This window comes from Cupriavidus sp. 05L411 (assembly GCF_056398045.1).
The window spans coordinates 136,586-160,650 of record NZ_JBFTOQ010000010.1 but is presented as its reverse complement, the minus strand read 5'-3'; the positions used below and the strand labels follow the sequence as shown (position 1 = coordinate 160,650).

Genomic DNA, 24,065 nt, shown 5'->3' with positions numbered 1-24,065 from the left:
CGCTTAGCCGCTCAGAAACCGAAGGGGCGTGGCGCGGACGCCTGACCCTGCTGCTCCTTGGCCTTGGCACGACGCTCGTCGACGTCCTTCTGCCGTTGCTCGGCGTCGCGCTGCTTTTGGTCGTAGGCCTTTACATTTTCCTGCCGCTGCTTGGCTTGCTGCGCGCCCTGCTCCTGAGCGGCCTTGACGCGGGCATCGAAGTCGGCCTGCTTCTTGTCGTAGGCCTGGGCATTGGCCGCGCGCTGCGGCGCATCGGCCTCGTGCTGCGCATCGCGCAGTTTCTGCTCCTGCTGCTTGCGCTCGTAGCTTTCGCGGCTGGCGCGCTCGTTGGCGTCGCGGCTGGGCTGCTCCGCTTCGTACTGGGCGCGCTGGATCGCCTGTTGCCGGTCACGCTCGGCCGCCTTGAATGCGCGCTCAGCGTCACCGACCTCAAGCTCCCGCTTGCGCAATACCTGCAACTCGGCACGCTGTGCGTCCTTGGCCTTGTCGATGCAATGCGTGACAAAGAACTTGTTGTAGCAATCGTGCTCGGCCGTGCCATAGCGATAGGTGGTCCAGGCACGCGAGTCGCTGATGGCCTTGCGCTCCGCGGCGAAATCCCGGGGCGGCGTTTGCGCCGCGCCAGCAGCGGCAGGAGGCTGCGTGGCACCAGGTGCCGCCTGCGCCTGGCCGAGCGTTGGCAGGAACAACGCCGCCAGGCCAGTGGCAAGCACGGCGAGCCGCAGCTGCGCGGGCAGCAAGCGGGCCGCGCGGAGCACAGCCGGCGTGGCGAGGCGGTCGGGGAACGCGGCCGCAAGGGCGGTCGGATGTGGCTTGACGATCATGCTCGGATTCTAACATCCGCCCTGCAGGTTGCCGTGCTTGTTGCCACGCTTGTTGACATACGGGCAGGCCGGCATCCCGGCGCGGCGCCACCGCCCCGCGGGCACCCCGGGCCACGCAGGCAGCGCCCACTCCCCAAGCGCCTCGCCGCGTGGCGGCAAGCTTGTGGCAAAATGCCCCGCTTTCGACCGACTGTTTTCCTGATGTCCACTCTGCCAGCTTCCGTCATGCAAAAGATCGTGTCGCTCATCGCGGCCGAACTGTCCGTCCAACCCCGCCAGGTGGCGGCGGCCGTAGAACTGCTCGACGAAGGCGCGACCGTGCCGTTCATTGCGCGCTACCGTAAGGAAGTGACCGGCAACCTGGACGACACGCATCTGCGTAATCTGGAAGAACGCCTGCTCTATCTGCGCGAGATGGAAGAGCGCCGCGCCACCATCCTCGTCTCGATCGAGGAACAGGGCAAGCTGACGCCCGAGCTGCGCGCAGCCGTCGAAGGCGCCGAAACCAAGCAGGTCCTGGAAGACCTTTACCTGCCCTACAAACCCAAACGCCGCACCCGCGCCCAGATCGCGCGCGAATGCGGGCTGGAACCGCTGGCGCTGGCGCTGTTGGCCGACCCCACGCTGGACCCGCAGGCGGAGGCCACCAAGTACGTCAACGGCAACCCCACCGCCGACGGCGGCGTGCCGGACGTCAAGGCCGCGCTGGATGGCGCGCGCGACATCCTGTCGGAACAGTTTGGCGAAACCGCCGAGCTGCTTGGCAAAGTGCGCCAACACCTGTGGAGCCATGGCCTGGTCACCTCCTCCGTGATGGAAGGCAAGGAAGGCGCGGAAGAAGAGAAATTCCGCGATTACTACGAATACAGCGAAACCATCCGCACCATTCCGTCGCACCGCGCGCTGGCGCTGTTCCGCGGCCGCAATGCCGGCGTGCTGATGGTCAAGCTCGGCCTGGGCGAGGAACAGGACGCGATGGTGCCGCACCCGTGCGAAGGCATGATCGCGCGCCATGTCGGCATCCAGAACCAGAACCGCCCGGCCGACAAGTGGCTGGCCGATGTCTGCCGCTGGTGCTGGCGCGTCAAGGTGCAGCCGCACCTGGAAACCGAGCTGCTGACCCAGCTGCGTGAAACCGCGGAAAGTGAAGCCATCAAGGTGTTCGGCCGCAACCTGCACGAACTGCTGTTGGCCGCGCCGGCGGGTCCGAAGTCCGTGATGGGCATCGACCCGGGCATCCGCACCGGCTGCAAGGTGGCCGTGGTCGACGCCACCGGCAAGCTGATCGACACCGCCACCATCTACCCGCACGAGCCGCGCCGCGACTGGAACGGCTCGCTCGCCACGCTGGCGCGCATGGCCAAGCAGCACAATGTCATGCTGGTTTCGATCGGCAACGGCACCGCCAGCCGCGAAACCGACAAGCTGGTGCTGGACCTGATGAAGGCTTTGCCCGAAGCCAAGCTGACCAAGATCGTGGTCAGCGAAGCCGGCGCATCGGTGTACTCGGCATCGGAGCTGGCCGCCAAGGAATTCCCGGACCTCGACGTGTCGATTCGCGGCGCGGTCTCGATCGCGCGGCGCCTGCAGGATCCGCTGGCGGAACTCGTCAAGATCGATCCCAAGTCGATCGGCGTGGGCCAGTACCAGCATGACGTGAACCAGCGCGAGCTGGCCCGCGCGCTGGACGCCGTGGTAGAGGATTGCGTGAACGCCGTGGGCGTGGACGTGAATACCGCCTCGGCCCCGCTGCTGGCCCGCGTGTCCGGCCTGAACACGGTGCTGGCGCGCAATATCGTCGAGTACCGCGATGCCAATGGGGCCTTCCCCAATCGCGCCGCGCTGAAAAAGGTGCCACGACTGGGTGACAAGACGTTCGAGCAGGCCGCTGGCTTCCTGCGCGTCAACGATGGCGACAATCCGCTGGACCGCTCCTCGGTCCACCCGGAAGCCTACCCGGTGGTCAAGCGGATCCTCGACCAGATCAAGAAGGGCTTGCCTGAAGTGATGGGCAATCGCGAAGCGCTGCGCGGCCTGTCGCCGACATCCTTCACGGATGAGACCTTCGGCCTGCCGACCGTGCGCGACATCCTGTCCGAACTGGAAAAGCCCGGCCGCGACCCGCGCCCCGAGTTCAAGACCGCCACCTTCCAGGACGGCGTGGAAGACATCAAGCACCTGCAGCCGGGCATGGTGCTCGAAGGCGTGGTCACCAACGTTGCCGCCTTTGGCGCGTTCGTCGATATCGGCGTGCATCAGGACGGACTGGTCCACATCTCCGCCCTGTCCACCAAGTTCATCAAGGATGCGCACGAGGCGGTCAAGGCTGGCCAGATCGTCAAGGTCAAGGTGATGGAGGTGGACGTCAAGCGCAACCGCATTGGCCTGACCATGCGCCTGGACGACGAGCCCGGCCAGGGCCCGGTCCGCGCGGGCCAGACCGACCGCGGCAACGCGCCGCGCCAGGGGCAGGGCCAGCGGCCCGGCCAGGGCAAGGGGTTCGGCGGCAATCAGCGCCGCGATGAACCATCAGGCGCCATGGCGGCAGCCTTCGCCAAGCTCAAGCGCTGAGCCTCGCGGGACTGACGTAAAAAAGCCCCTGTGCCATGTGCACAGGGGCTTTTTTTACTTTCTGCGGGCCGGTGAGGCTATCCCGGCCACTACTGCGGCATGCGAGCCGGGGGGGCTGCCGTCAGATCTCCACCTTGGTTCCAAGCTCAACCACACGGTTGGCCGGAATCTGGAAGAAGTCCGAGGGCTTGGCACCGTTCTGATGCATCCACGCGAAAAGGCTTTCGCGCCACATCGACATGCCCGGCAGCTTCGACGGAATCACCGATTCGCGGGCGATGAAGAACGAGGTCTCCATCAGCTCGAAGTGCATGTTGAGCTTGCGCTGGGCCAGATCCAGCACCCGCTGCACATCCGGCGTTTCCTTGAAGCCGTACTCGGACTTGAGGATGAACACGCCGCCGCCCAGATCCTTGCAGGTCAGGCGATGGTCATCGTCCACATAGGGCACGTCGCGCGTGACAAAGCTCAGGAACACCACGCGCTCATGCAGCACGCGATTGTGCTTGAGGTTGTGAAGCAGCGAAACCGGTACCGACTCGGTGTTACCGGTCAGGAACACGGCCGTGCCTTCGACCCGATGCGGCGGGTGCGCCAGCAGCCCACCGATAAACGGCTCGAGCGGAATGCCATCTTCCAGGCTGCGTGCGCGCAGCAGCTTGCGCCCGCTGTGCCAGGTCATCAGCAAGAAGAAGGCGGTGCCGCCCATCAGCAGCGGGAACCAGCCGCCCTCGGCGATCTTGAGCAGGTTGGCCGAGAAAAACGCCAGGTCGACCAGCAGGAAGGTCAGGCCGATCAGGGTCACCAGGATCGGGTTCCACTTCCACACGTTGCGCATGACCACGGCGGCCAGGAACGTGGTGATCACCATGGTGGTCGTCACCGCGATACCGTAGGCGGCCGCCAGGTTGTCGGACTTCTTGAAGGCCACCACCACGATCACCACCAGCACCAGCAGGAGCCAGTTGATGACCGGCAGGTAGATCTGGCCGATTTCAGCGTCCGAGGTGTAGCGGATGCGCATGCGAGGCACAAAGCCCAGCTGGATAGCCTGGCTGGTCAGCGAGAAAGCACCGGAGATGACGGCCTGCGAGGCGATCACCGTGGCGCACGTGGCCAGCAGCACCATGGGGATCAGCAGGGGCTGCGGCACCATCAGGTAGAACGGGTTACTGACGGCTTCGGGGTTCTGCAGCAGCATCGCGCCCTGGCCAAAGTAGTTGAGCATCAGGCAAGGCATCACCACCGCGAACCAGCCCGTACGGATCGGCCGGATGCCAAAGTGGCCCATATCGGCGTACAGCGCTTCCGCGCCGGTCAGCACCAGGAACACTGAGCCAAGCACCACGAAGGCCTGCAGCGAATGCTCCATCAGGAAGGTAACCGCGTAGTACGGGTTGACCGCCATCAGGATCGAGGGCACGTGCATCATGTGATACACGCCCAGGGCGCCTAGCGCGGCGAACCACACCATCATGATGGGCCCGAACAGCTTGCCCACCGCGGCGGTGCCGCTGCGCTGGATCATGAACAAGGCCACCAGGATCACCAGCGTGATCGGTATGACGAAGTGCGACAGCCCGGGCGCGGCGATCTCCAGGCCCTCCACCGCGGACAGGACCGAGATCGCCGGGGTGATCACCGCGTCGCCATAGAACATGCAGGCACCGAAGATGCCGAACATCATCAGCAGCTTTGCCATGCGCGAGCGCGGTGCCGCTGTACGCAGCGCCAGCGCCATCAGGGCCAGGATGCCGCCCTCGCCGTCGTTGTCGGCGCGCATGACGAACATCACGTACTTGAGCGAAACCACGATGATCATCGCCCAGAACAACATGGAGATGATCCCCATGACGGCGGCGTCGCTAAAGGGAATGCCGTGCTCGGTGCTGAAGCACTCCTTCAGGGCGTACAACGGGCTGGTACCGATATCGCCGAAGACGACGCCGATCGCCCCGATCACCAGCGCACGCTTGCTGGGACTTTCGACGAAATAATGACTGGATGCGGGCTGGGTCATGGATAAGGGTAAGGTTGAAAGGCTCRCGCAACGGCATTGACGCACGGATATGTGCGCCTGAGATGGCGCAACGGCACCGTGCCGCTTTTGCATTGCACAAACGCGCGCCATTCTAGATGAAGTGCCGGGTGACGACCACTAGGGAGCATCCGCCTTGAGGAACCTGCCTCGTGCTGGTGACGTGGCAAGCATGCGAGGGAAGTCCCGCCCGGTCAAGCGCTTGCGCGGGGTGGACCACCAAATCGCCCACAAATAGGGGGATACGCACGTTGCTGCACCGCCACAAATTGCGCACGATCAGTCACAATTGAATATGGATCGCGTGCGGATCAAACGCCAAGATAGCGATCCAGCAAGCCAGGTTCCACCGCCAGTTCGGCCGCAGGCCCGTTCATGACGACCATGCCCTTCTCCAGCACCACCACGCGATCGGCATTGGCCAGCACCGTGCGGTAGTTGCGATCCACCACCACGGATGCAATGCCGGTGGCGCGCACGGTGGCAATGACCTGCCAGATCTCGGCGACAATGCGTGGCGCCAGGCCTTCGGTCGCCTCATCGAGGATCAGGCAGTCCGGGTTGGTCATCAGGGCCCTGCCGATCGACAGCATCTGCTGCTCGCCGCCGGACAGTTGCTGCCCACCGTGGCCAAGGCGCTCCTTGAGGCGCGGGAACAGGTCCAGCACCCTTGCCTCGTCCCAGTCCATCCGGCCAGACGGCCCTTTGCGCGCCGCCATCAAGAGGTTCTCGCGCACTGAGAGATTGGGGAAGATGCCCCGGCCTTCGGGCACATAGGCCACGCCCAGGCGTGCCACTTCATACGGCTGCGCACGGGAGACGTCGCGCCCGCCGGCGAGGATGGTGCCCTCGCGCTGCCGCACATGGCCCAGGAGAGTACGCAGCAGCGTGCTCTTGCCCATGCCGTTGCGCCCCAGCAAGCCCACGGTCTCGCCCGTGCCGACGCTGAAATCGATCCCGCGCAGGACGTGGCTGCTGCCATACCAGGCATGCACGCCGCGTGCGGCAATCATCTCGCTTGGCGCGCTCATGCTGCCTGCTCCCTATGCGGGGCCGCCTGGCGGGAGGCTGCCCCCTGCTCGCCCCCCTCGCCCCCCTTAGCCTCCTCGCCCAGGTAAGCCTGCTGGACTTCGCGATTGACGCGGATCGCTTCGGGATCGCCAGAGGCGATCACGGYGCCGTTGACCATCACCGTGATSCGGTCSGCCACGSRGAAYACCGCMTCCATGTCGTGCTCGACCAGCAGCACCGCATGGCCATCGCGCAGCGAACGCAGCAGCGCAAGCATGCGTGCCGACTCCTCCGCGCCCATGCCGGCCAAAGGCTCATCCAGCAGCAGCACGGTGGGCTGGGTGGCCAGGCACATCGCCACCTCGAGCTGGCGCTTCTGGCCATGCGACAGCGCCGTGGCAACGGTATCCGCGCAGCCGGCCAGGCCGGCGCACTCCAAGGCTTCGTCGCCCAGCGCGCGGCTGGTGCGGCATCGCTGCGCGCCCTCCCACAGCCGCCAGGCCCGCTGCGCGCGCGACTGTGCCGCCAGGCGGCAGTTCTCGCGCACCGTCAGCGGCAGGAAGATATTGTTGCGCTGGTAGCTGCGGCCCACGCCTTCGCGCGCCAGGCGCGGCTGCGACCAGCCGGTCACGTCGCGCCCCTGCAATTGCAACGCGCCAGCCGATGGCGGCAGCTCGCCCGACAACATATTGATCAGCGTGGACTTGCCCGCGCCATTGGTGCCGATCACCGCGTGGATCTCATGCAAGGCCAGGTCCAGGTCCACGTCGCCCACCGCGGTGAGGCCGCCAAAGCGGCGAGTCAGCTTGCGGGCCGACAAGACCGGCGCAGGTACGACAGGTGCAGGTGCGTTCATCGTGATCCTCCTTGGCGCCGGCGCGCGGCACCACGGGCCAGGCTGATCAGCCCATGCGGCAGCAAGGCCACCGCCAGGATGACAAAGCCGCCCATCAGCAACTGCCAGTGCTTGGTCAGCGTGCTGAACCACTCCGCGAGCAAGACGAAGGAGAASGCCCCCAGCACCGCGCCCGCCAGACTGCCGGCCCCGCCCAGGATCACCATCAGCATGGCGTTGCCGGACTGGTGCCAGGATGCGATCTCCGGATTGACGAAGCCGTACTGGATGGCATACAGGTAGCCGGCCAGGCCGGCAAAGGTACCGGCCACCACGAAGGCGCCAAGCTGGTAGCGATAGGTGGCATAACCGGCAGCACGCATGCGCTGCTCGTTATGCTTGATGCCCACCAGCGCGTGGCCGAAGCGCGAGCGCAGCACCACCGCCAGCCCGGCCACCGTGAGCACCAGCGCGCCAAGCACCAGCCAGTAGAAATGCGTGACGTCGTTGACGTCGAACGGGTGCGCCCCCAACATGCCGAATTCCGGCCGGAAATAGATATAGGTACCGTCGCTGCCGCCCGCGATCTTGGTGTCGTGAAAAACGAAATACACCATCTGCGCGAAGGCCAGCGTGACCATGATGAAATAGATGCCGCGCGTGCGCAGCACCAGCGCGCCCACCACCAGCGCCAGCAGCGCGGCCGCGCCAAGCGCGCCAAGCAGCAAAAGCCAGCCGTTGCCCGGACCGGCCTGCGGCGCCATCATCGCGGTGGCGTAGGCGGCCATGGCAAAGTAAGCCGCATGGCCCAGGCTGACCAGCCCGGTGTAGCCGATCAGCAACTGCAGCGACAGCGCGAAGATGGCCATGATCATGACCTTGCTGACCAGCTCGATGTAAAAACGCTGCCCATCCGCATTCAGCAGTAGCGGCAGCACCGCCAGCACCGCAAACGCGGCCAGCCAGCCCAGGCCGCCCAGCCAGGGCATGGGCTGGCTGCGCGCGCGCACCGGCCCCTCCAATGCATTGGTATCGCTCGGCATATCCCTACCCCGCCTTGAACAAGCCCTGGGGTTTCCAGAGCAGGATGAGTGCCATCAGCAGGTAGACCAGCACGCCGGAGGCCTCCTGCCAGAACACCTTGCCGAACGTATCGACGAAACCCAGCAGCAGCGAGGCCACCATGGCTCCCTTGACCGAGCCGATGCCGCCGATCACCACCACCACGAAGCACACGATCAGCACCTGGCTGCCCATGCCCGGATAGACCGAGGACACCGGCGCGGCGATCATGCCGGCCAGCACCGCCAGGGCCACGCCCAGCGCAAACACGAAGCGGTACAGCACCGTGACGTTGATGCCCAGCGACTGCACCATCTCGCGATTGGTGGCGCCGGCGCGAATCATCATGCCAAGGCGCGTGCGGCGGATGACCAGGTACATGGCCGCGGCCACCAGCAGGCAGATCGCGGAGATGAACAGGCGATAGACCGGATAGGTCATGTCATTGCCGATCGGCAGGGCCCAGTCGAGCATGGCCGGCACGGTCACGCCATGTACGTCGTCGTCCACCAGGATGCTGCGCAGTTCCTCGAACACAAGGATGAGCCCGTAGGTCATCAGCACCTGCTGCAGATGCTCGCGCTCGTAGAGATAGCTGAAGAACACCCACTCCAGCACGTAGCCGAACGCCACCGCCAGCACGATGCCCAGCGGAATGGCGATCAGCAGGCTGCCGGTCAGCCCGGCCAGCGTGAAAGCCAGGTAGGCGCCCAGCATGTAGAAGCTGCCGTGGGCGAGGTTGATCACGCCCATGATGCCGAAGATCAACGTCAGGCCGCTCGCGACAAGAAAGAGCAACAGGCCGTACTGGATGCTATTGAGGCACTGAATGAAGAAGGAAACGATATCCATGGATATCCATGCGGCAAAGCGGCAACTCGGTTGCGGTATGCGGCCCGGCTGGCGCCGGGCCGGACTTCGGCACGACGCCTTGGCGGCGGCGGGCCACGGCGTTTACCCGCTCAGAGCCGGCAGCCACGCGCCGGATCGGCCAACGCCTTCACCGCGACGGCGCCCAGCTTGTTCTCCCGGCCATCGACTTTGCGCAGATAGAAATCCTGCACCGGATTGTGGGCCTTCGACAGCGTGAACGTCCCGCGCGGGCTATCGACCTTGGTCTGCTCCATCGCCTTGATGACCTCGGCCTTCTTGCTCATGTCGCCCTTGACCGCACCGGCGCCGGCGGCCAGTAACTGCGCGGCATCGTAGCCCTGCACGGCATACACGTCGGGCTGCAGCTTGTAGGCCTTGGCGTATTCCAGGCGGAAGCTCTTGTCGCGCGGGTTGGACAGGCCATCGGCATAGTGCAGCGTGGTTTCGATGCCTTGCGCCGCGGCGCCCTGTGCTTCCAGCGTGCCGTCGGTGAGGAAGCCCGACGCGTAGAGCGGAATCTTGTCCTTGAGSCCCGCCGCSKSCCAGTCCTTGACGAACTTSACSGCGCCGCCGCCGGCGAAGAACACGAAGACCGCATCGGGCTTGATCGATGCGACCTCGGTGATCAACGCCTGGAATTCCACGTTGGGAAACGGCAGGCTCAACTCCTTCACCACCTTGCCGCCCTTGGCCTCGAAGGCTTCCTTGAAGCCCTTGACCGACTGCTCGCCGGCTGCGTATTTCCACGTCAGCGTGACCACCTTCTTCATGCCGCGCTCGGCCAGCACATGGCCCATGGCGTAGCCCGGCTGCCAGTTCGAAAACGAGGATCGGAAGATATTGGGGCCGCACAGCGGGCCGGTGGCTTCATCCACGCCCGCATTGGGAATGATCAGCAGCGTGTTGTTTTCCTTGGCCACCTTGACGATGCCCATCTGCACGCCCGAGTGCACCGTGCCCACCACCACGTCGACCTGGTCGCGCTTGATCAGCTTGGTGGCGTTCTCCGGCGACTTGGCCGGATCGGACTCGTCGTCCACCTTGAAGTACTCGATCTCCCGCCCGCCCAGCTTGCCGCCCTGCTCCTGCACGTACATCTTGAAGCCATTCTCGATGGCGTTGCCCAGCGACGCATAGGTGCCCGTGTAAGGCAGCATGAAGCCAACCTTGATCTTGCCGGTGCCCTGGGCATTGGCGCCCGCGGCGAAGGCAAGGGATGCGGCGATGGCTAGGCATGCGGGGGCCAGCCCGCGCGATGTGAAGCGATGCATGGATGTCTCCTGGTGGTCAAGCCGACTTCCGTCGCCTGGGCCGGCATCGCCAGCCTGCGGGACTCCCATCCGTGCACGGCATTCGCAGACCTCGCGAGCTGCCGGACGTGGGGAACTGCAGGCCAACGCGCAGGGGGCGCGGAATTATTTTAGGTATGAAGTATGTGCCGTTATAAACCTGACTGCCGCGTCCGTCAACGGCCCGGGCTGGTCGCGGTGAGGCGAGTGGCCGCATCGCGGGAGTTTAAGCAGGACGGTTTGTGGCGCATATCGATGGATACCCTCAATCTGCGCCATGGTGCCGTATTCATCGTCCTCGCCTTGCACCGCAAGCACGGGACATTGGATCTGCGACAGCAGCGGATGCAGGTCGAAGGCGCGGAACGCGGGATCGAGCCAGATATCGTTCCAACCCCAGAAGGCGGAATCCACATCGTCGTGATGGCGCGCCAGCTTGCTGCGCAGGTCTGTCTGCAGATAGGCCTCGCGGGTGGCCTGGATGCTGCTCACCGAGAGATCCTCCACCAGGATGTGCGGCGCCAGCACGGTGATGCCATCGACCGCCTGAGGGAAACTCGCGGCATGTATCAGCGCGATCGAGCCGCCGTCGCTGTGGCCGAACAGCCAGGGCTTGCCACGTTTGCGCCCCGGCCCGATCTCGAGTGTGTCGAACAGCGCCGGCAGTGCCTCGCGCGCCTGGCGATGCATGAAGTCGACGCCCCACTTTTCCGGGGCGGGACGCGGGGTGGAGCGCCCATAGCCATAACGCGACAGCACCAGCCCGCGAAAGTCTCCAGCCTCGCACAGCGCGGCGGGATAGTCGCGCCACATGCTGATCGAACCCAGCCCCTCGTGCAGGAAGACCACCAGCGGGCGCTCCTGCCGCTGCGGCCGCAGCCACTGGATCTCCATCTGGATACGGCGGCCGTCAAACGGAATTTCCACCAATTCGCTTTGCATGCCCTTGCCCTTCATCATCGGTCTGTCGTCGCTGGCACGATTGCCGGCTGCGGAGCCGCGCCATTGGCAGCCGCGTGCGCAGCCTCCTCACGCTGGCGCAGCCGGAAGCGCTGGATCTTGCCGGTGGCCGTCTTCGGCAGTTCAGCCACGCACTCGATCTGGCGCGGATACTTATACGGGGCCAGCCGCGACTTGACGAACGCCTGCAGCTCGGCAGCCATGCCCTCATGCCAGGACTGCCCGGGGCGCAGCACCACGAAGGCTTTCGGCTTGACCAGTTCGTCGGCATCGGCCACGCCGATCACCGCTGCCTCCAGCACGGCCGGATGCAAGGCCAGCACGGCCTCGACCTCGAATGGCGATACATAGATGCCGCCCACCTTGAGCATATCGTCGCTGCGCCCGGCGTAGATGAAATAGCCATCCGCATCCTGCTGGTACTTGTCGCCGCTGCGGGTCCATTCGCCCACGAAGGTGTCGCGGGTCTTGTCACGGTTGCCCCAGTACATCAGCGCGGCGCTCGGGCCCTTGATAAAGAGGTCGCCAATCTCGCCCGGCGCGCAGGGCTGGCCCGCTTCATCCAACAGCCTCAGCGCGTAGCCGGGCACCGGCTTGCCGGTGGTGCCGTAGCGCACGTCGCCGGGACGGTTCGACAGGAAGATGTGCAACATCTCGGTGGAGCCAATGCCGTCGAGGATGTCGCAGCCAAAATGCGCGCGGAAACGGTCGCCGATATCCTTGGGCAGCGCCTCGCCCGCCGAGGTGCAAACGCGCAGCGCAACGTCCGGCCGACCCGGCAGGTCGCTCGCGGCCAGCATGCCGGCATATAACGTGGGCACGCCGCAGAAAACCGTCGGGCGCTGTTCGCGCAGCCGGCGGAACACCGCTTGCGGCGTGGGACGTTCGGCCATCAACACAGTGGTGGCGCCAACGGCAAGCGGAAACGTCAGCGCATTGCCCAGGCCGTAGGCGAAGAACAGCTTCGCCGCGGAAAAAACCACGTCGTCTTCACGCAGGCCAAGCACCTGGCGCGCATAGAGATCGGCGGTATGGAACAGGTTGCCATGCGTGTGCACGGTGCCCTTTGGGCGCCCCGTGGAGCCGGACGAATACAGCCAGAAGGCGATGTCGTCCGGCCGCGTGGCGGCAGCGCCTTCCAGCGGCATGCCCTGCCCGGCCATCTCGGCCACGCTCGGCCCCGGGCCGGCACTGCCGGCATCCGGTGCGGCAAGGATCAGCGCGGGCGCGGTGCCGGCTTTGCCGATGGCATCGCGCATGACGCTGGCCAGCGGTGCCGAGACCACGGCCGCGCGCGCGCCGCTGTGGTCCAGCATGTAGGCGTAGTCGTCGACGGTCAGCAGCGTGTTGACGGCCACGGGCACCACGCCGGCCAGCAGGCAGCCGAGGAACACCGTGGGGAAATCGATGGTGTCCAGCGCGCACAGCAGCAGGCGCTCCTCGGGGCGGATCCCGGCATGCAGCAGGGCGGCGGCAAAGCGCCGGCAGCGCTGATCCAGTGCAGCGAAGCTGAGCAGGCCGGCGTCGTCCACATAGGCGACTTTGTCGGCGCGGCCTGCCGCCAGGTTGCGCGATAGCAAGTCGGCGGCGGCGTTGTAGCGGGCCGGCAGTACGGAAATGGCCGCCGCAGTAGCAGCATGAGTCGCATCGGCCGCCGGGGACGGGAATGCAATGGGGGGCGTCATGTCTCCACTCCTCGATGCCGTCCCCGGGTCGCACTACGCCACGGGAACGGATTCAGGTTTGTCGTGATTTTTTGTTTTTCTTCTTGACCTGCATTTGTCGATGCATTTTATTGCATATCACCTATTATGCAAGCAGAGAAATGCACTATATGACACGAGGGCCGCGTCCCTTATAATCGCAACCCCGATCCTGGCCCCAACCGCTCCCATTCCTTATCCAAACCCGCCCGCCATGCGCCGCGACCCAGACCCACTGCTGGCCCCCGACTCCTCCGACGCCCGCCCTGCCGGCGAGCGCGATCCCTACCTGACGCAACTCGGCGAGCGCATCCGCTCGCTGCGCGCGGCGCGGGGCATGTCGCGCAAGGACCTCGCACGCGGCGCGGAGGTGTCCGAGCGCTACCTCGCCAACCTGGAGACCGGCACCGGCAATGCGTCCGTGCTGCTGCTGCGCCAGGTGGCGCGCGCGCTGGATGTGCCGCTGCCGGTGGTGCTGGCGGAGATGGAGACCCAGCATGCTGCTGGTGGCCAGCCTGCCTCGGAGTTCTCGCAACTGGTGCAGTGGCTGGCGCAACTGCCCGCGGCCGACCTGTCACGCGTGCGCGAGGCTTGCCACCATGCCCTGGCGCCCTCCGCCTCCCATGACGCGCGCCATCGCCGCATTACGCTGATCGGGCTGCGCGGCGCCGGCAAATCCACACTCGGGCGGGCGCTGGCCGCGGCCATGGAAGTGCCCTTCGTCGAGCTAAACGGCGTCATCGAGCAGGAGGCCGGCGCCAGCCTGGCCGAGATCCACTCGCTCTATGGGCAGGCCGCCTACCGCCGCTACGAGATGCGCGCGCTTGAACGCGTGCTGCGCGAGAACGACCGCATGGTGCTGGCCACGCCCGGGAGCCTGGTCTCGGAGCCCTCCACCTTCAACCTGCTGCTGGCACGCTGCTACACGGTCTGGGTAAAGACCTCGCCTGAGGAACACATGGCGCGGGTGGTGGCGCAGGGCGACATGCGCCCGATGGAAGGCAACCGTGAAGCCATGGACGATTTGCGCCGGATCCTGCTGGCGCGCACCCCGCTGTACTCCCGCGCGGACGTGACGATCGACACCAGCGGCCAGGATCCCACCACCTCCCTGCAGGCCTTGCGCGCCCATCTTCGTGTCATTGGCGCGTGATTAGCGCGTGAACATCGCGCAAGGATTGCGTCGGCCAGATTTGTGCACTATATTTCATCGCAAGGGATGATCGACAATATAATGCATAAAGGAGACCACGATGTCCGCCCCGGCCACTCCCACCGCCACCACCGAGCAAGACCCCGTCACCTTTGAGCGCGACCCCGCGCAATACCGCCACTGGAAGCTGACATTCGCCGGCCCGGTGGCCACGCTGTCCATGGATGTCGACGAAGACGGCGGCCTGCGCCCCGGCTATGCCCTCAAGCTGAACTCCTACGACCTCGGCGTGGACATCGAACTGCACGACGCCGTGCAGCGCATCCGCTTCGAGCACCCGGAAGTGCGCACCGTGGTCCTCACCAGCGCCAAGGACCGCATTTTCTGCTCAGGCGCCAACATCTTCATGCTCGGCAAGTCATCGCACGCCTGGAAGGTGAACTTCTGCAAGTTCACCAACGAAACCCGCAATGGCATCGAGGACGCCAGCCGCCACTCTGGCTTGAAGTTCATCGCGGCCTGCAACGGCACCACCGCCGGCGGTGGCTATGAGCTGGCCCTGGCCTGTGACGAGATCGTGCTGGTCGACGACCGCTCCTCCGCCGTCAGCCTGCCCGAAGTACCGCTGCTGGGCGTGCTGCCTGGCACCGGCGGGCTCACGCGCATCACCGACAAGCGCCGGGTGCGGCGCGACCACGCCGACATCTTCTGCACCACCACCGAGGGCGTGCGCGGGCAGCGGGCGCACGACTGGAAGCTGGTCGATGCCGTGGTCAAGCCGGCGCGCTTCGCAGAGCATGTGCAACAGCGCGCGCTCGCGCTGGCCGCGCAGAGCGACCGCCCCGCCGGCCACGATGGCGTGAAGCTCACACCACTGTCGCGCCGCCAGGAGGCGCACGGCTACCGCTATGACACGGTCCAGGTCCATATCGACCCGCATGCCCGCAAGGCCACGCTAACGGTCTTCGGTCCGGCCAAGCACCAGCCGCAGGCGCTGGCCGCGATCCTTGCCGCCGGCGCCGACTGGTGGCCGCTGAAGATGGCGCGCGAACTCGACGACGCCATCCTCACGCTGCGCGCCAACCATCTCGACATCGGCATGTGGATCCTCAAGACCGAGGGCGATCCCCATCAGGTGCTGGCCACCGATGCGCTGCTGGATGCGCATGCCGGGCACTGGTTCGTGCGCGAAACCATCGGCATGCTACGCCGCACGTTGGCGCGCCTGGAGGTGTCGTCGCGCACGCTGTTTGCGCTGATCGAGCCGGACTCCTGCTTTGCCGGCACGTTGCTGGAACTGGCCCTGGCCGCCGACCGCAGCTACATGCTGCACCTGCCCGACGCGCCGGACGATGCGCCGCGCGTGTTCGCCAGCGCCGCCAACTTCGGCCGCTATCCGGCCGTCAACGGGCTGACCCGGCTGGCCGCGCGTTTCTACCAGGACGAGGTGGCGGTCCAGGCCGTGCAGGACCATATCGGCGCGCCGCTCGACGCCATCAATGCCGCCTCGCTCGGCCTCGTCACCGCCACGCCCGACGACATCGACTGGGAAGACGAGATCCGCATTGCCATCGAGGAGCGCGCCAGCCTGTCGCCGGACGCCTTGACGGGACTCGAAGCCAACCTGCGCTTCGGGCCGGTGGAGACCATGGAGACCCGCATCTTCGGCCGCCTCACCGCCTGGCAGAACTGGATCTTCAACCGGCCCAACGCGGTGGGCGAGCAAGGCGCGCTCAAGGTGTTCGGCTCGGGCAACAAGGCCCGCTTCGACTGGGACCGCGTCTGAGCCCGTTTGCCCAATTGGGCCAGCCGCCCACGCAACAAAAAACAAGACAAGGAGACAACCCCGTGAGCATCGACTACAGCCAGAAGATCCCGAACAACGTCAACCTGTCCGACGACCGTGCGCTGCAGCGCGCGCTCGAGCACTGGCAGCCCGCCTTTCTCGACTGGTGGCGCGACATGGGACCCGAAGGCTCGCACCAGCACGATGTCTACCTGCGCACGGCGGTCTCGGTCGATCCTTCCGGCTGGGCGCACTTCGACCACGTCAAGATGCCCGACTATCGCTGGGGCATCTTCCTCCAGCCCGCCGACCCGGCACGCCGCATCCATTTCGGCGAGCACAAAGGCGAAGCGGCCTGGCAGGAAGTGCCGGGCGAGCATCGCGCCAACCTGCGGCGCATCATCGTCACCCAGGGCGACACCGAGCCGGCCTCGGTGGAGCAGCAACGCCACCTGGGCATGACCTGCCCCTCGCTCTACGACCTGCGCAACCTGTTCCAGGTCAATGTGGAAGAAGGCCGCCACTTGTGGGCCATGGTGTACCTGCTGCATCGCCATTTTGGGCGCGACGGGCGGGAAGAGGCCGAGGCGCTGCTGGGGCGGCGCTCCGGCGACGAGGACAACCCGCGCATCCTGGGCGCCTTCAACGAGCGCACGCCCGACTGGCTGGCCTTCTTCATGTTCACCCACTTCACCGACCGCGACGGCAAGTTCCAGCTCTGCGCGTTGGCCGAATCCAGCTTCGACCCGCTGGCGCGCACCACGCGCTTCATGCTGACCGAAGAAGCCCACCACATGTTCGTCGGCGAGTCCGGCATCTCGCGCGTGATCCAGCGCACCTGCGAAGTCATGCGCGAGCGCGACATCCAGGATCCCGCGGACGTGCGTGCCGCTGGCGTGATCGATCTCGATACCATCCAGCGCTACCTCAACTTCCACTACAGCGTGACCATCGACCTGTTCGGCGCCGACCAGTCGTCCAACGCCGCCACTTTCTACAGCGCCGGGCTCAAGGGCCGCTTCGAGGAAGGCAAGCGCGGCGACGACCATGTGCTCAAGAGCGACGTGTACCGCATCCTCGACGTCACCGACGGCCGCCTGGGCGAGCGTGAGGTGCCCATGCTCAACGCGCTCAACGAGGTGCTGCGCGACGACTACGTCAAGGACACGCTCGGCGGCGTGGCGCGCTGGAACAAGGTGATCGAAAAGCACGGCATCGCGTTCCGCATGACGGTGCCGCACAAGGCGTTCAACCGCAAGATCGGCAGCCTGGCCAACGTCCATGTCTCGCCGGCCGGCGAGCTGCTCACCGAAACGCAATGGCAGGCCGGCGAGCGCGAGTGGCTGGCAACCGACGAGGACCGCGCCTTCGTGGCCTCGCTGATGGGCCGGATCACCGAACCCGGCAAGTACGCCAACTGGATCGCTCCGCCGGTGGTGGGCGTCAACCGCCAGCCGATGGATTTCGAGTACGTGCGCTTCAACTGACCCTGACCAGCCCGGACTGACCCACGGGCAACATGCGGCGCAGCGCCGGCGACAGACCGGCCGCGCGCCAAGGAGACCAAAGAGATGGGCGCCCCCGACATCATCAAGCAGCACCTGATCGACCCCGAGATCTGCATCCGCTGCAACACCTGCGAAGACACCTGCCCGATCGACGCGATCACCCATGACGACCGCAACTACGTGGTCAGGGCCGACGTGTGCAACGGCTGCGGCGCCTGCCTGGGGCCGTGCCCCACCGGCGCGATCGACAACTGGCGCACGATGCTCAAAAGCGCGGCCTATCCGATCGAGGCGCAGTTGCTATGGGACGAGCTCCCCGCCAGCCTGCCCTTGCCCGCGGACGCGGGGATCGATAGCGCGCCGGATCCGGCTTCGCCGCAGACCGGGCAGGAGCCGCAAACCCAGCAGGTGGAAACCAGCCGGCATACCTCGCCCAAGGCGCCGTGGTCGGCGGCGCATCCGTATGTCAACCTGCACGGCGTGCGCGCCCCCGTCACCGCCACCGTGGCCGGCAACTACCGCCTGACCGCCGACGACGCATCGAGCGACGTGCATCACATCGTGCTGGATTTCGGGCAGCACTATTTCCCGGTGCTGGAAGGCCAGGCCATCGGCATCGTGCCGCCCGGCACCGACGCCAACGGCAAGCCGCACTACATCCGCATGTACTCGATCGCCAGCCCGCGCGACGGCGAGCGGCCGGGCTACAACAACCTGGCGCTCACCGTGAAGCGCGTCGAGCAGGATCATGACGGGCAGCCGGTGCGCGGCGTGGCATCCAACTTCCTGTGCGATCTCGCGCGCGGCGACGAAGTGCGCGTGGTCGGCCCGTTCGGCACCACCTTCCTGATGCCCAACCACCGTGAAGCCAGCGTGATGATGATCTGCACCGGCACCGGCTCGGCCCCGATGCGCGCCATGACGGAACACATGCGGCGCAACGTCGAGCAATTCGACGGACAGCGCCTGTTGTTCTTCGGCGCCCGCAACGCGCGGGAACTGCCGTACTTCGGCCCGTTGATGAAACTGCTGCCGAGCTTCCTCGATATCCATCTCGCCTTCTCGCGCGATCCCGGCCAGCCCCGGCGCTATGTGCAGGACGCCATCCGCGAAGCCGGCGCCCGCGTGGCGGCGCTGCTCAACGATCCGCACGGCCATGTCTACATCTGTGGCCTCAAGGGAATGGAAGACGGGGTGCTGGCTGCGTTCGCAGAGGTTTGCGCAGGTGCCGGGCTGGCCTGGGGTGAACTGGAAGCTGCCATGAAGACAGAGGGACGGCTGCATATCGAGACGTACTGAGACGTACTGAGACATACCGATCCTGCGGAAGGCCTCGCTCCGTTGCGCCCCACACCCTCGCAACGCAGAGCGCCGCAGAAGGTCATATACAGGACAAGTGCGCATTCGGCAGTGGGCGAGGCCACCAAGCCATGCGGATAAAGATGGTGTTTTCCCGCTTCCCTTACGAAACGAACCGCCTATAATGTTTCTGAAGAAACAGGAGCGAGGCGATGCAACCCAAGCAAGTCCCGGAGCATCTTCCTGCCGGCAGTCCGGACCCCGGCACCACCCTCACCAAGGCGGTCATGCGTGCAGCCGGCTTCCTTGGCATCAGCCAGGCAGGCGTGGCCAACGTGCTGGGCATCAGTACCGCCTCGGTGTCCCGAATGGCTTCCGGGGGCTATGTGCTCGATGCGCATCGCAAGGAATGGGAGTTCGGCGTGCTGTTCGTGCGCCTGTTCCGCTCGCTCGACGCCATCCTCGGCCACAGCGACCAGGCCCGCCTCTGGCTGGCCAATGAAAACCTGGCGTTGGGTGGCAAGCCGCTCGACCTGATCCGCACAACTGAGGGCCTGGTACGTGTCGTTCACTATCTGGATGCCACCCGCGGTCGCGTCTGAGCGCAAGCTGTTTGCGCTCACGCTCTGGCGCGCGGTTGAGGCCCAGCATGTGGTATCGACCATGCCGCTGGTCGACAGCCTGGAGGAGCAGGCCGTGCTGGAAGCCGTGCTGGACGCCGGCAAGCCCGCGGTGCCCGCCGACGCACGCCACCTGCACTATCTTCTGTTCACGCCCTTTCGCTACCCGCCCTCGCCCTGGGGCTCGCGCTTTCGCGCCGAGCAGGATCCTGGCGTGTTCTACGGCGCGGACGATATTCGCACCGCCTGCGCGGAACTGGGCTACTGGCGCTGGCGCTTCCTGCTCGACAGCCCGGCGCTGCCCCGCATCGACGCCCGGCCCCACACCTTGTTCCAGGTCAGCGTGCGCACCGACGGCATCGCGCTCGACGCCCCGCCCTTTGCCGAAGACGCAGCGAAGTGGACCGATCCCGACCACTATGATGCCTGCCAGGCCTTGGCCCGCACGGCCCGGGAAGCAGGCCTCGGCATGATCCGCTACACCTCGGTGCGCGACCCGGAGCACGGCGCCTGCGCCGCACTGCTGACCCCGCGCGCCTTCGCCGAACCGCAGCCACGCGTCACCACCACCTGGATGCTGACCGTGCGGCCTGACCGCGTCATCTGGCAACGCGACGACCTGCTGCAGCGGGACAGCTTCCAGTTTGCCGCCAGCGTCTGGCAGCGCAGCAAGGCCAGTCCCGACCCGGCCTGAACCCCGGCGCGCCATTGCGGCCGCGATCCTTATCAGGGTGAGTTCTTGCGCCCTTCGCCATTCCGGCGCAATTGGCTGTTGCACTACGCCAGGATTTGCCTTATAATCTTTTTCTTCGACGGACGCGGGGTGGAGCAGTTGGCAGCTCGTCGGGCTCATAACCCGAAGGTCGCAGGTTCAAGTCCTGCCCCCGCAACCAAACGCCTGCATGCCAATGCAGTCACGGTCGAAGCAAAGCAAACCAACGCCCTATATGGGCGTTTTTTGTTTTGCGCGCCGAGCGCTCGACTTCGGTGCGGTCCCGCGCGCTAGCCCACCCCAAACTCGCATCCCACCCCCGGCAGCCCCCATCGGCGGTGATACACTTTCGCCATTCCTCCCGGACGCCCCTCATGAAATTCTGCTCGAACTGCGGCCATGCGGTCGTGCTGCGCATCCCTGAAGGCGACTCGCGCCTGCGTTCAGTGTGCGACAACTGCAGCACCATCCACTACGTCAACCCGCGCAATGTGGTCGGCACCATTCCCGTGTGGGAGGACAAGGTCCTGCTGTGCAAGCGCGCCATCGAGCCGCGCTATGGCTTCTGGACGCTGCCGGCCGGCTTCATGGAGATCGGCGAGACCACCGCGCAGGGCGCCGCGCGCGAGACGCTGGAGGAAGCCGGGGCACGGGTGCAGGTCGGCGAACTGTTCTCGATCCTGAATGTGCCGCATGTGCATCAGGTGCACATGTTCTACCTGGCAACACTGGAAGACCTGGACATCTCCGCGGGCGAGGAAAGCCTGGAGGTAAAGCTGGTCGAGGAAGCCGACGTACCCTGGGACGAACTGGCCTTCCCCACCGTGATCCATTCGTTGCGCTGCTTCTTCGCGGATCGCGCGGCGGGACGGCTAGCCGACGGCACCTTCCGCCTGCACAGCCTGGATATCGACAAGCCGATGCGCCCGCTGACCACCCGGGCCACGGTCGAACCCTGAACCCGGGTACGTTGCCCGCAATGCCCGCATGATCACCTGGCTGGATCCGCATGATCCGTTCCCGCCGGTCGAGCGTGCGCTCGGCCCGGGCTCCGACGCACCCGGCCTGCTTGCGGCCAGCCGCGAGTTGTCGGCCCAGCGCCTGCTGCTGGCTTACCGGCAAGGCATCTTTCCCTGGTATGCCGAAGGCCAGCCGGTGCTGTGGTGGAGCACCGATCCCCGCATGGTGCTGCCGCCGCAGGCACTGCGCGTTTCCAGCACTTTCCGCAAGACCCTCAAGCGCGTGCTGCGCGACCCCGACTGGGAAGTCCGCGTCGACGATGACTTTATCGCCGTGATGCAGGCCTGCGCCGAAACCCCGCGCGATGGCCAGCATGGCACCTGGATCACCGAGGACATCATCGCCGCCTATGGTGCACTCCACCACAATGGCCTGGCTCATTGCGTGGAGACCTGGTACCAGGGCGAGCGCGCGGGCGGCCTGTACGGCGTGGCGCTCGGGCGGATGTTCTATGGCGAATCGATGTTCGCGCGGCGCACCGATGCCTCCAAGATCGCCCTGGCCGCGCTGTGCGCGTTCCTCGGCAACCACGGCGTGGCGATGATAGACTGCCAGCAGGAAACCGATCACTTGGCTTCGCTAGGGGCGAGTCCCATCCCGCGTGCGGAGTTTGCGGCCCATATCCGCATTGCCACCCGCCAGCCGGATATCGTGCCGTGGGGTTTTGACAAGACGGTGCTGCAGAGATGGACTCAGGTGCAGCCCTAGGGCTCACCGCATAGGCCACTCGCCGCAAGGCCTGGTCGCCGCGCCATCGGCTTTCCCGCGTTGCTGTTTCATCCCTGGCCGTTGCAGACACATGAGCAAGCTAAAGGAACTCCCCCTTTCCGCGTTGCAGTTCTACGCTACGGCACCCTACGCTTGCAGCTACCTCGATGGCCGCATGGCGCGCTCTCAAGTGGCCACGCCCGCCCACCTGATCAATGCGGATGTCTATTCGCGGCTGGTGCGCGCCGGCTTCCGGCGCAGCGGCATCTTTACCTACCGCCCCTATTGCGATGAATGCCACGCCTGCACGCCATGCCGCGTGGTGGTCGACCAGTTCCTCCCTGACCGCAGCCAGCGCCGGGCCTGGCGCCAGCACGGCGGCCTGCAGGCGCTGGTAGCGCCGCTCACCTATGTGGAAGAGCATTATTCGCTCTACCTGCTGTACCAGTCGATGCGCCACGCCGGCGGCGGCATGGACCAGGACAGCCGCGACCAGTACGAGCAGTTCCTGCTGCAAAGCCGGGTCAACTCGCGGCTGGTTGAATTCCGCGAGCCGCCGGGCTCGCCCGAGGCCGGGCGGCTGCGCATGGTCAGCATGATCGATGTGCTCGACGATGGCCTGTCCTCGGTCTACACCTTCTACGACCCGCTGGAGGTGCACGCCAGCTACGGCACCTACAACATCCTGTGGCAAATCCAACAGGCCCGCGAACTCGCCCTGCCACACCTGTACCTGGGCTACTGGATCGCCGAYAGCCGMAARATGGCCTAYAAGGCGCGCTACCAGCCGCTSCAGGTGCTGACCGSMAACCAGTGGCGCKCGTTCGATGCGGCGCCAGCGTCGCTGCGGGATGCGGCACCCGCCGTGGCATCGCCCACCGCTGTGCCCGTCGTGCCGCCGCAGCCCGGCGACGAAGCCCCGGAAAACAGCCTGTAGCGGACAGCCTGCGCAAGTCATGCCCGCGTCTGCGGCGCAGTACCCAATCCGGCCCAACCGTTACAATGCCGCCTTGGTCCCGACTTCCAAGCTGATTCCCTGTGCTGAACGCGCTCTACCCCCTGTTTCGCCCCGCCCTGTTCTCGATGGATGCGGAGGACGCTCACCATTTCACCCTCAACAACCTGCTCCGCGCCAAGCGCATGGGGCTGGCGGGCTGCATCGGCAATACCATCGCCGATGACCCGCGCACGGTGATGGGCGTGCGCTTCCCCAACCCGGTTGGCCTGGCCGCCGGACTCGACAAGGATGGCGCCTACATCGACGGGCTGGCCGCCTTCGGCTTCGGCTTTATCGAGGTAGGCACCGTAACGCCGCGCCCGCAGGCGGGCAACCCGCGGCCGCGCATGTTCCGCCTGCCGCAGGCGGATGCGCTGATCAACCGCATGGGTTTCAACAACGGCGGCGTGGATGCCTTTATCGCCAATGTGAACGCGTCGCGCTGGAAAGCCGACGGCGGCGTGCTGGGCCTGAACATCGGGAAGAACGCCGATACGCCGATCGAGCGCGCGGTGGACGATTACCTGCACTGCCTGGAACGGGTCTACCCGCACGCCAGCTACGTCACCGTCAATATCTCCTCGCCGAACACCAAGAACCTGCGCCAGCTGCAGGGCGCCAGCGAGCTCGACCACCTGCTGTCCACGCTCAAGGACGCGCAGCAGCGCCTGGCCGACAAGTACAAGCGCTACGTGCCGCTCGCGCTCAAGATCGCGCCGGACCTCGATGCCGACCAGATCGGCAATATCGGCGATGCGCTGGTCCGTCACCGGATCGACGGCGTGATCGCCACCAACACCACGATCGCCCGCGACGCCGTCAAGGGCCTGCCGCACGGCGAGGAAGCCGGCGGCCTGTCGGGCCGGCCGGTGTTCGAATCCTCCACGCACGTGGTCAAGAGCCTGCGCGCGGTGGTTGGGGACGCGGTGCCCATCGTTGGCGTGGGCGGCATCTTCAGCGGTGCAGATGCGCAAGCCAAGATCGCGGCCGGCGCGCAACTGGTGCAGGTGTACAGCGGGCTGATCTACCGCGGCCCGGTGCTGGTCAAGGAATGCGCCGCCGCGCTGCGCGCCTGACGGCCCCGGCCCAAACCCGC

General features: G+C 66.0%; 20 protein-coding genes and 1 tRNA gene. 12 read left to right on the top strand and 9 right to left on the bottom strand.

The window, feature by feature from the left end:
- Window positions 1-11: 11 nt before the first annotated feature.
- Window positions 12-824: a hypothetical protein gene (locus tag AC1DQR_RS14920; RefSeq protein ID WP_416048204.1), complete on the bottom strand. Its 813-nt coding sequence runs from the start codon at window positions 822-824 to the stop codon at window positions 12-14.
- A gap of 201 nt (window positions 825-1,025) precedes the next feature.
- Between AC1DQR_RS14920 and AC1DQR_RS14915 the strand changes: the two genes are divergently transcribed.
- Window positions 1,026-3,395, top strand: coding sequence for a Tex family protein (locus tag AC1DQR_RS14915; RefSeq protein ID WP_477133244.1), 2,370 nt, complete (start codon window positions 1,026-1,028; stop codon window positions 3,393-3,395).
- Window positions 3,396-3,516: 121 nt separating this feature from the next.
- On the opposite strand, the gene AC1DQR_RS14910 is transcribed toward AC1DQR_RS14915, so the two are convergent.
- From AC1DQR_RS14910 to AC1DQR_RS14875, 8 genes are all read right to left on the bottom strand, one after another.
- Window positions 3,517-5,415, bottom strand: a complete 1,899-nt coding sequence (locus AC1DQR_RS14910) for a potassium transporter Kup (RefSeq protein ID WP_416048202.1) — start codon at window positions 5,413-5,415, stop codon at window positions 3,517-3,519.
- A 329-nt stretch (window positions 5,416-5,744) separates the two neighbouring features.
- Window positions 5,745-6,464 carry an ABC transporter ATP-binding protein gene (locus tag AC1DQR_RS14905; RefSeq protein WP_309407948.1) on the bottom strand — a complete coding sequence of 240 codons (720 nt, stop codon included), beginning with the start codon at window positions 6,462-6,464 and terminating at the stop codon, window positions 5,745-5,747.
- Window positions 6,461-7,300 (bottom strand): ABC transporter ATP-binding protein, encoded by an 840-nt coding sequence (locus AC1DQR_RS14900; protein ID WP_477133243.1) that lies wholly within the window; start codon window positions 7,298-7,300, stop codon window positions 6,461-6,463. Before AC1DQR_RS14900 ends, AC1DQR_RS14905 begins: the two co-directional genes overlap by 4 nt.
- Window positions 7,297-8,268 (bottom strand): branched-chain amino acid ABC transporter permease, encoded by a 972-nt coding sequence (locus AC1DQR_RS14895; RefSeq protein ID WP_416050461.1) that lies wholly within the window; start codon window positions 8,266-8,268, stop codon window positions 7,297-7,299. The genes AC1DQR_RS14900 and AC1DQR_RS14895 overlap by 4 nt, the downstream gene beginning before the upstream one ends.
- Window positions 8,269-8,326: 58 nt before the next feature.
- Window positions 8,327-9,193 carry a branched-chain amino acid ABC transporter permease gene (locus tag AC1DQR_RS14890; protein ID WP_150987739.1) on the bottom strand — a complete coding sequence of 289 codons (867 nt, stop codon included), beginning with the start codon at window positions 9,191-9,193 and terminating at the stop codon, window positions 8,327-8,329.
- A gap of 110 nt (window positions 9,194-9,303) precedes the next feature.
- A complete protein-coding gene (locus AC1DQR_RS14885) occupies window positions 9,304-10,485 on the bottom strand; it encodes an ABC transporter substrate-binding protein (protein ID WP_477133242.1) in 1,182 nt (393 codons plus the stop codon).
- Between the two features lie 144 nt (window positions 10,486-10,629).
- Complete coding sequence (locus AC1DQR_RS14880) at window positions 10,630-11,445, bottom strand: alpha/beta fold hydrolase (protein ID WP_416050460.1); 816 nt, start codon at window positions 11,443-11,445, stop codon at window positions 10,630-10,632.
- 14 nt (window positions 11,446-11,459) lie between these two features.
- A complete protein-coding gene (locus AC1DQR_RS14875; RefSeq protein WP_416048199.1) occupies window positions 11,460-13,148 on the bottom strand; it encodes a benzoate-CoA ligase family protein in 1,689 nt (562 codons plus the stop codon).
- 232 nt (window positions 13,149-13,380) lie between these two features.
- On the opposite strand from AC1DQR_RS14875, the gene AC1DQR_RS14870 reads away from it, so the two are divergent.
- From AC1DQR_RS14870 to AC1DQR_RS14820, 11 genes are all read left to right on the top strand, one after another.
- A complete protein-coding gene (locus AC1DQR_RS14870) occupies window positions 13,381-14,319 on the top strand; it encodes a helix-turn-helix transcriptional regulator (RefSeq protein ID WP_416048198.1) in 939 nt (312 codons plus the stop codon).
- 100 nt (window positions 14,320-14,419) lie between these two features.
- Window positions 14,420-16,105 (top strand): 2,3-epoxybenzoyl-CoA dihydrolase, encoded by a 1,686-nt coding sequence (gene boxC / locus AC1DQR_RS14865; protein WP_416048197.1) that lies wholly within the window; start codon window positions 14,420-14,422, stop codon window positions 16,103-16,105.
- A 62-nt stretch (window positions 16,106-16,167) separates the two neighbouring features.
- Window positions 16,168-17,592, top strand: a complete 1,425-nt coding sequence (gene boxB / locus AC1DQR_RS14860) for a benzoyl-CoA 2,3-epoxidase subunit BoxB (protein WP_416048196.1) — start codon at window positions 16,168-16,170, stop codon at window positions 17,590-17,592.
- An 84-nt stretch (window positions 17,593-17,676) separates the two neighbouring features.
- Window positions 17,677-18,912: a benzoyl-CoA 2,3-epoxidase subunit BoxA gene (gene boxA / locus AC1DQR_RS14855; protein WP_477133241.1), complete on the top strand. Its 1,236-nt coding sequence runs from the start codon at window positions 17,677-17,679 to the stop codon at window positions 18,910-18,912.
- A gap of 212 nt (window positions 18,913-19,124) precedes the next feature.
- Window positions 19,125-19,514 carry an MbcA/ParS/Xre antitoxin family protein gene (locus AC1DQR_RS14850; RefSeq protein WP_043345277.1) on the top strand — a complete coding sequence of 130 codons (390 nt, stop codon included), beginning with the start codon at window positions 19,125-19,127 and terminating at the stop codon, window positions 19,512-19,514.
- Window positions 19,474-20,226 carry an RES family NAD+ phosphorylase gene (locus AC1DQR_RS14845; protein WP_416048194.1) on the top strand — a complete coding sequence of 251 codons (753 nt, stop codon included), beginning with the start codon at window positions 19,474-19,476 and terminating at the stop codon, window positions 20,224-20,226. Before AC1DQR_RS14850 ends, AC1DQR_RS14845 begins: the two co-directional genes overlap by 41 nt.
- A gap of 123 nt (window positions 20,227-20,349) precedes the next feature.
- Window positions 20,350-20,425: transfer RNA gene (locus tag AC1DQR_RS14840), tRNA-Met, on the top strand.
- 193 nt (window positions 20,426-20,618) lie between these two features.
- Window positions 20,619-21,203: an NUDIX hydrolase gene (locus tag AC1DQR_RS14835; protein ID WP_174422706.1), complete on the top strand. Its 585-nt coding sequence runs from the start codon at window positions 20,619-20,621 to the stop codon at window positions 21,201-21,203.
- Window positions 21,204-21,231: 28 nt separating this feature from the next.
- Complete coding sequence (gene aat, locus AC1DQR_RS14830; RefSeq protein ID WP_416048193.1) at window positions 21,232-21,972, top strand: leucyl/phenylalanyl-tRNA--protein transferase; 741 nt, start codon at window positions 21,232-21,234, stop codon at window positions 21,970-21,972.
- Window positions 21,973-22,063: 91 nt separating this feature from the next.
- Window positions 22,064-22,909 (top strand): arginyltransferase, encoded by an 846-nt coding sequence (locus AC1DQR_RS14825; protein ID WP_477133240.1) that lies wholly within the window; start codon window positions 22,064-22,066, stop codon window positions 22,907-22,909.
- A gap of 101 nt (window positions 22,910-23,010) precedes the next feature.
- A complete protein-coding gene (locus tag AC1DQR_RS14820) occupies window positions 23,011-24,045 on the top strand; it encodes a quinone-dependent dihydroorotate dehydrogenase (protein WP_416048191.1) in 1,035 nt (344 codons plus the stop codon).
- The last annotated feature ends 20 nt before the right edge of the window (window positions 24,046-24,065 follow it).

Excerpts from the sequence above, each read along its gene's own strand:
- AC1DQR_RS14920 (WP_416048204.1), bottom strand. The coding sequence starts at position 824 with ATGATCGTCAAGCCACATCCGACCGCCCTTGCGGCCGCGTTCCCCGAC.
- AC1DQR_RS14915 (WP_477133244.1), top strand. The coding sequence starts at position 1,026 with ATGTCCACTCTGCCAGCTTCCGTCATGCAAAAGATCGTGTCGCTCATC.
- AC1DQR_RS14910 (WP_416048202.1), bottom strand. The coding sequence starts at position 5,415 with ATGACCCAGCCCGCATCCAGTCATTATTTCGTCGAAAGTCCCAGCAAG.
- AC1DQR_RS14905 (WP_309407948.1), bottom strand. The coding sequence starts at position 6,464 with ATGAGCGCGCCAAGCGAGATGATTGCCGCACGCGGCGTGCATGCCTGG.
- AC1DQR_RS14890 (WP_150987739.1), bottom strand. The coding sequence starts at position 9,193 with ATGGATATCGTTTCCTTCTTCATTCAGTGCCTCAATAGCATCCAGTAC.
- AC1DQR_RS14880 (WP_416050460.1), bottom strand. The coding sequence starts at position 11,445 with ATGCAAAGCGAATTGGTGGAAATTCCGTTTGACGGCCGCCGTATCCAG.
- AC1DQR_RS14875 (WP_416048199.1), bottom strand. The coding sequence starts at position 13,148 with ATGACGCCCCCCATTGCATTCCCGTCCCCGGCGGCCGATGCGACTCAT.
- AC1DQR_RS14870 (WP_416048198.1), top strand. The coding sequence starts at position 13,381 with ATGCGCCGCGACCCAGACCCACTGCTGGCCCCCGACTCCTCCGACGCC.
- boxC (WP_416048197.1), top strand. The coding sequence starts at position 14,420 with ATGTCCGCCCCGGCCACTCCCACCGCCACCACCGAGCAAGACCCCGTC.
- boxA (WP_477133241.1), top strand. The coding sequence starts at position 17,677 with ATGGGCGCCCCCGACATCATCAAGCAGCACCTGATCGACCCCGAGATC.
- AC1DQR_RS14850 (WP_043345277.1), top strand. The coding sequence starts at position 19,125 with ATGCAACCCAAGCAAGTCCCGGAGCATCTTCCTGCCGGCAGTCCGGAC.
- AC1DQR_RS14835 (WP_174422706.1), top strand. The coding sequence starts at position 20,619 with ATGAAATTCTGCTCGAACTGCGGCCATGCGGTCGTGCTGCGCATCCCT.
- aat (WP_416048193.1), top strand. The coding sequence starts at position 21,232 with ATGATCACCTGGCTGGATCCGCATGATCCGTTCCCGCCGGTCGAGCGT.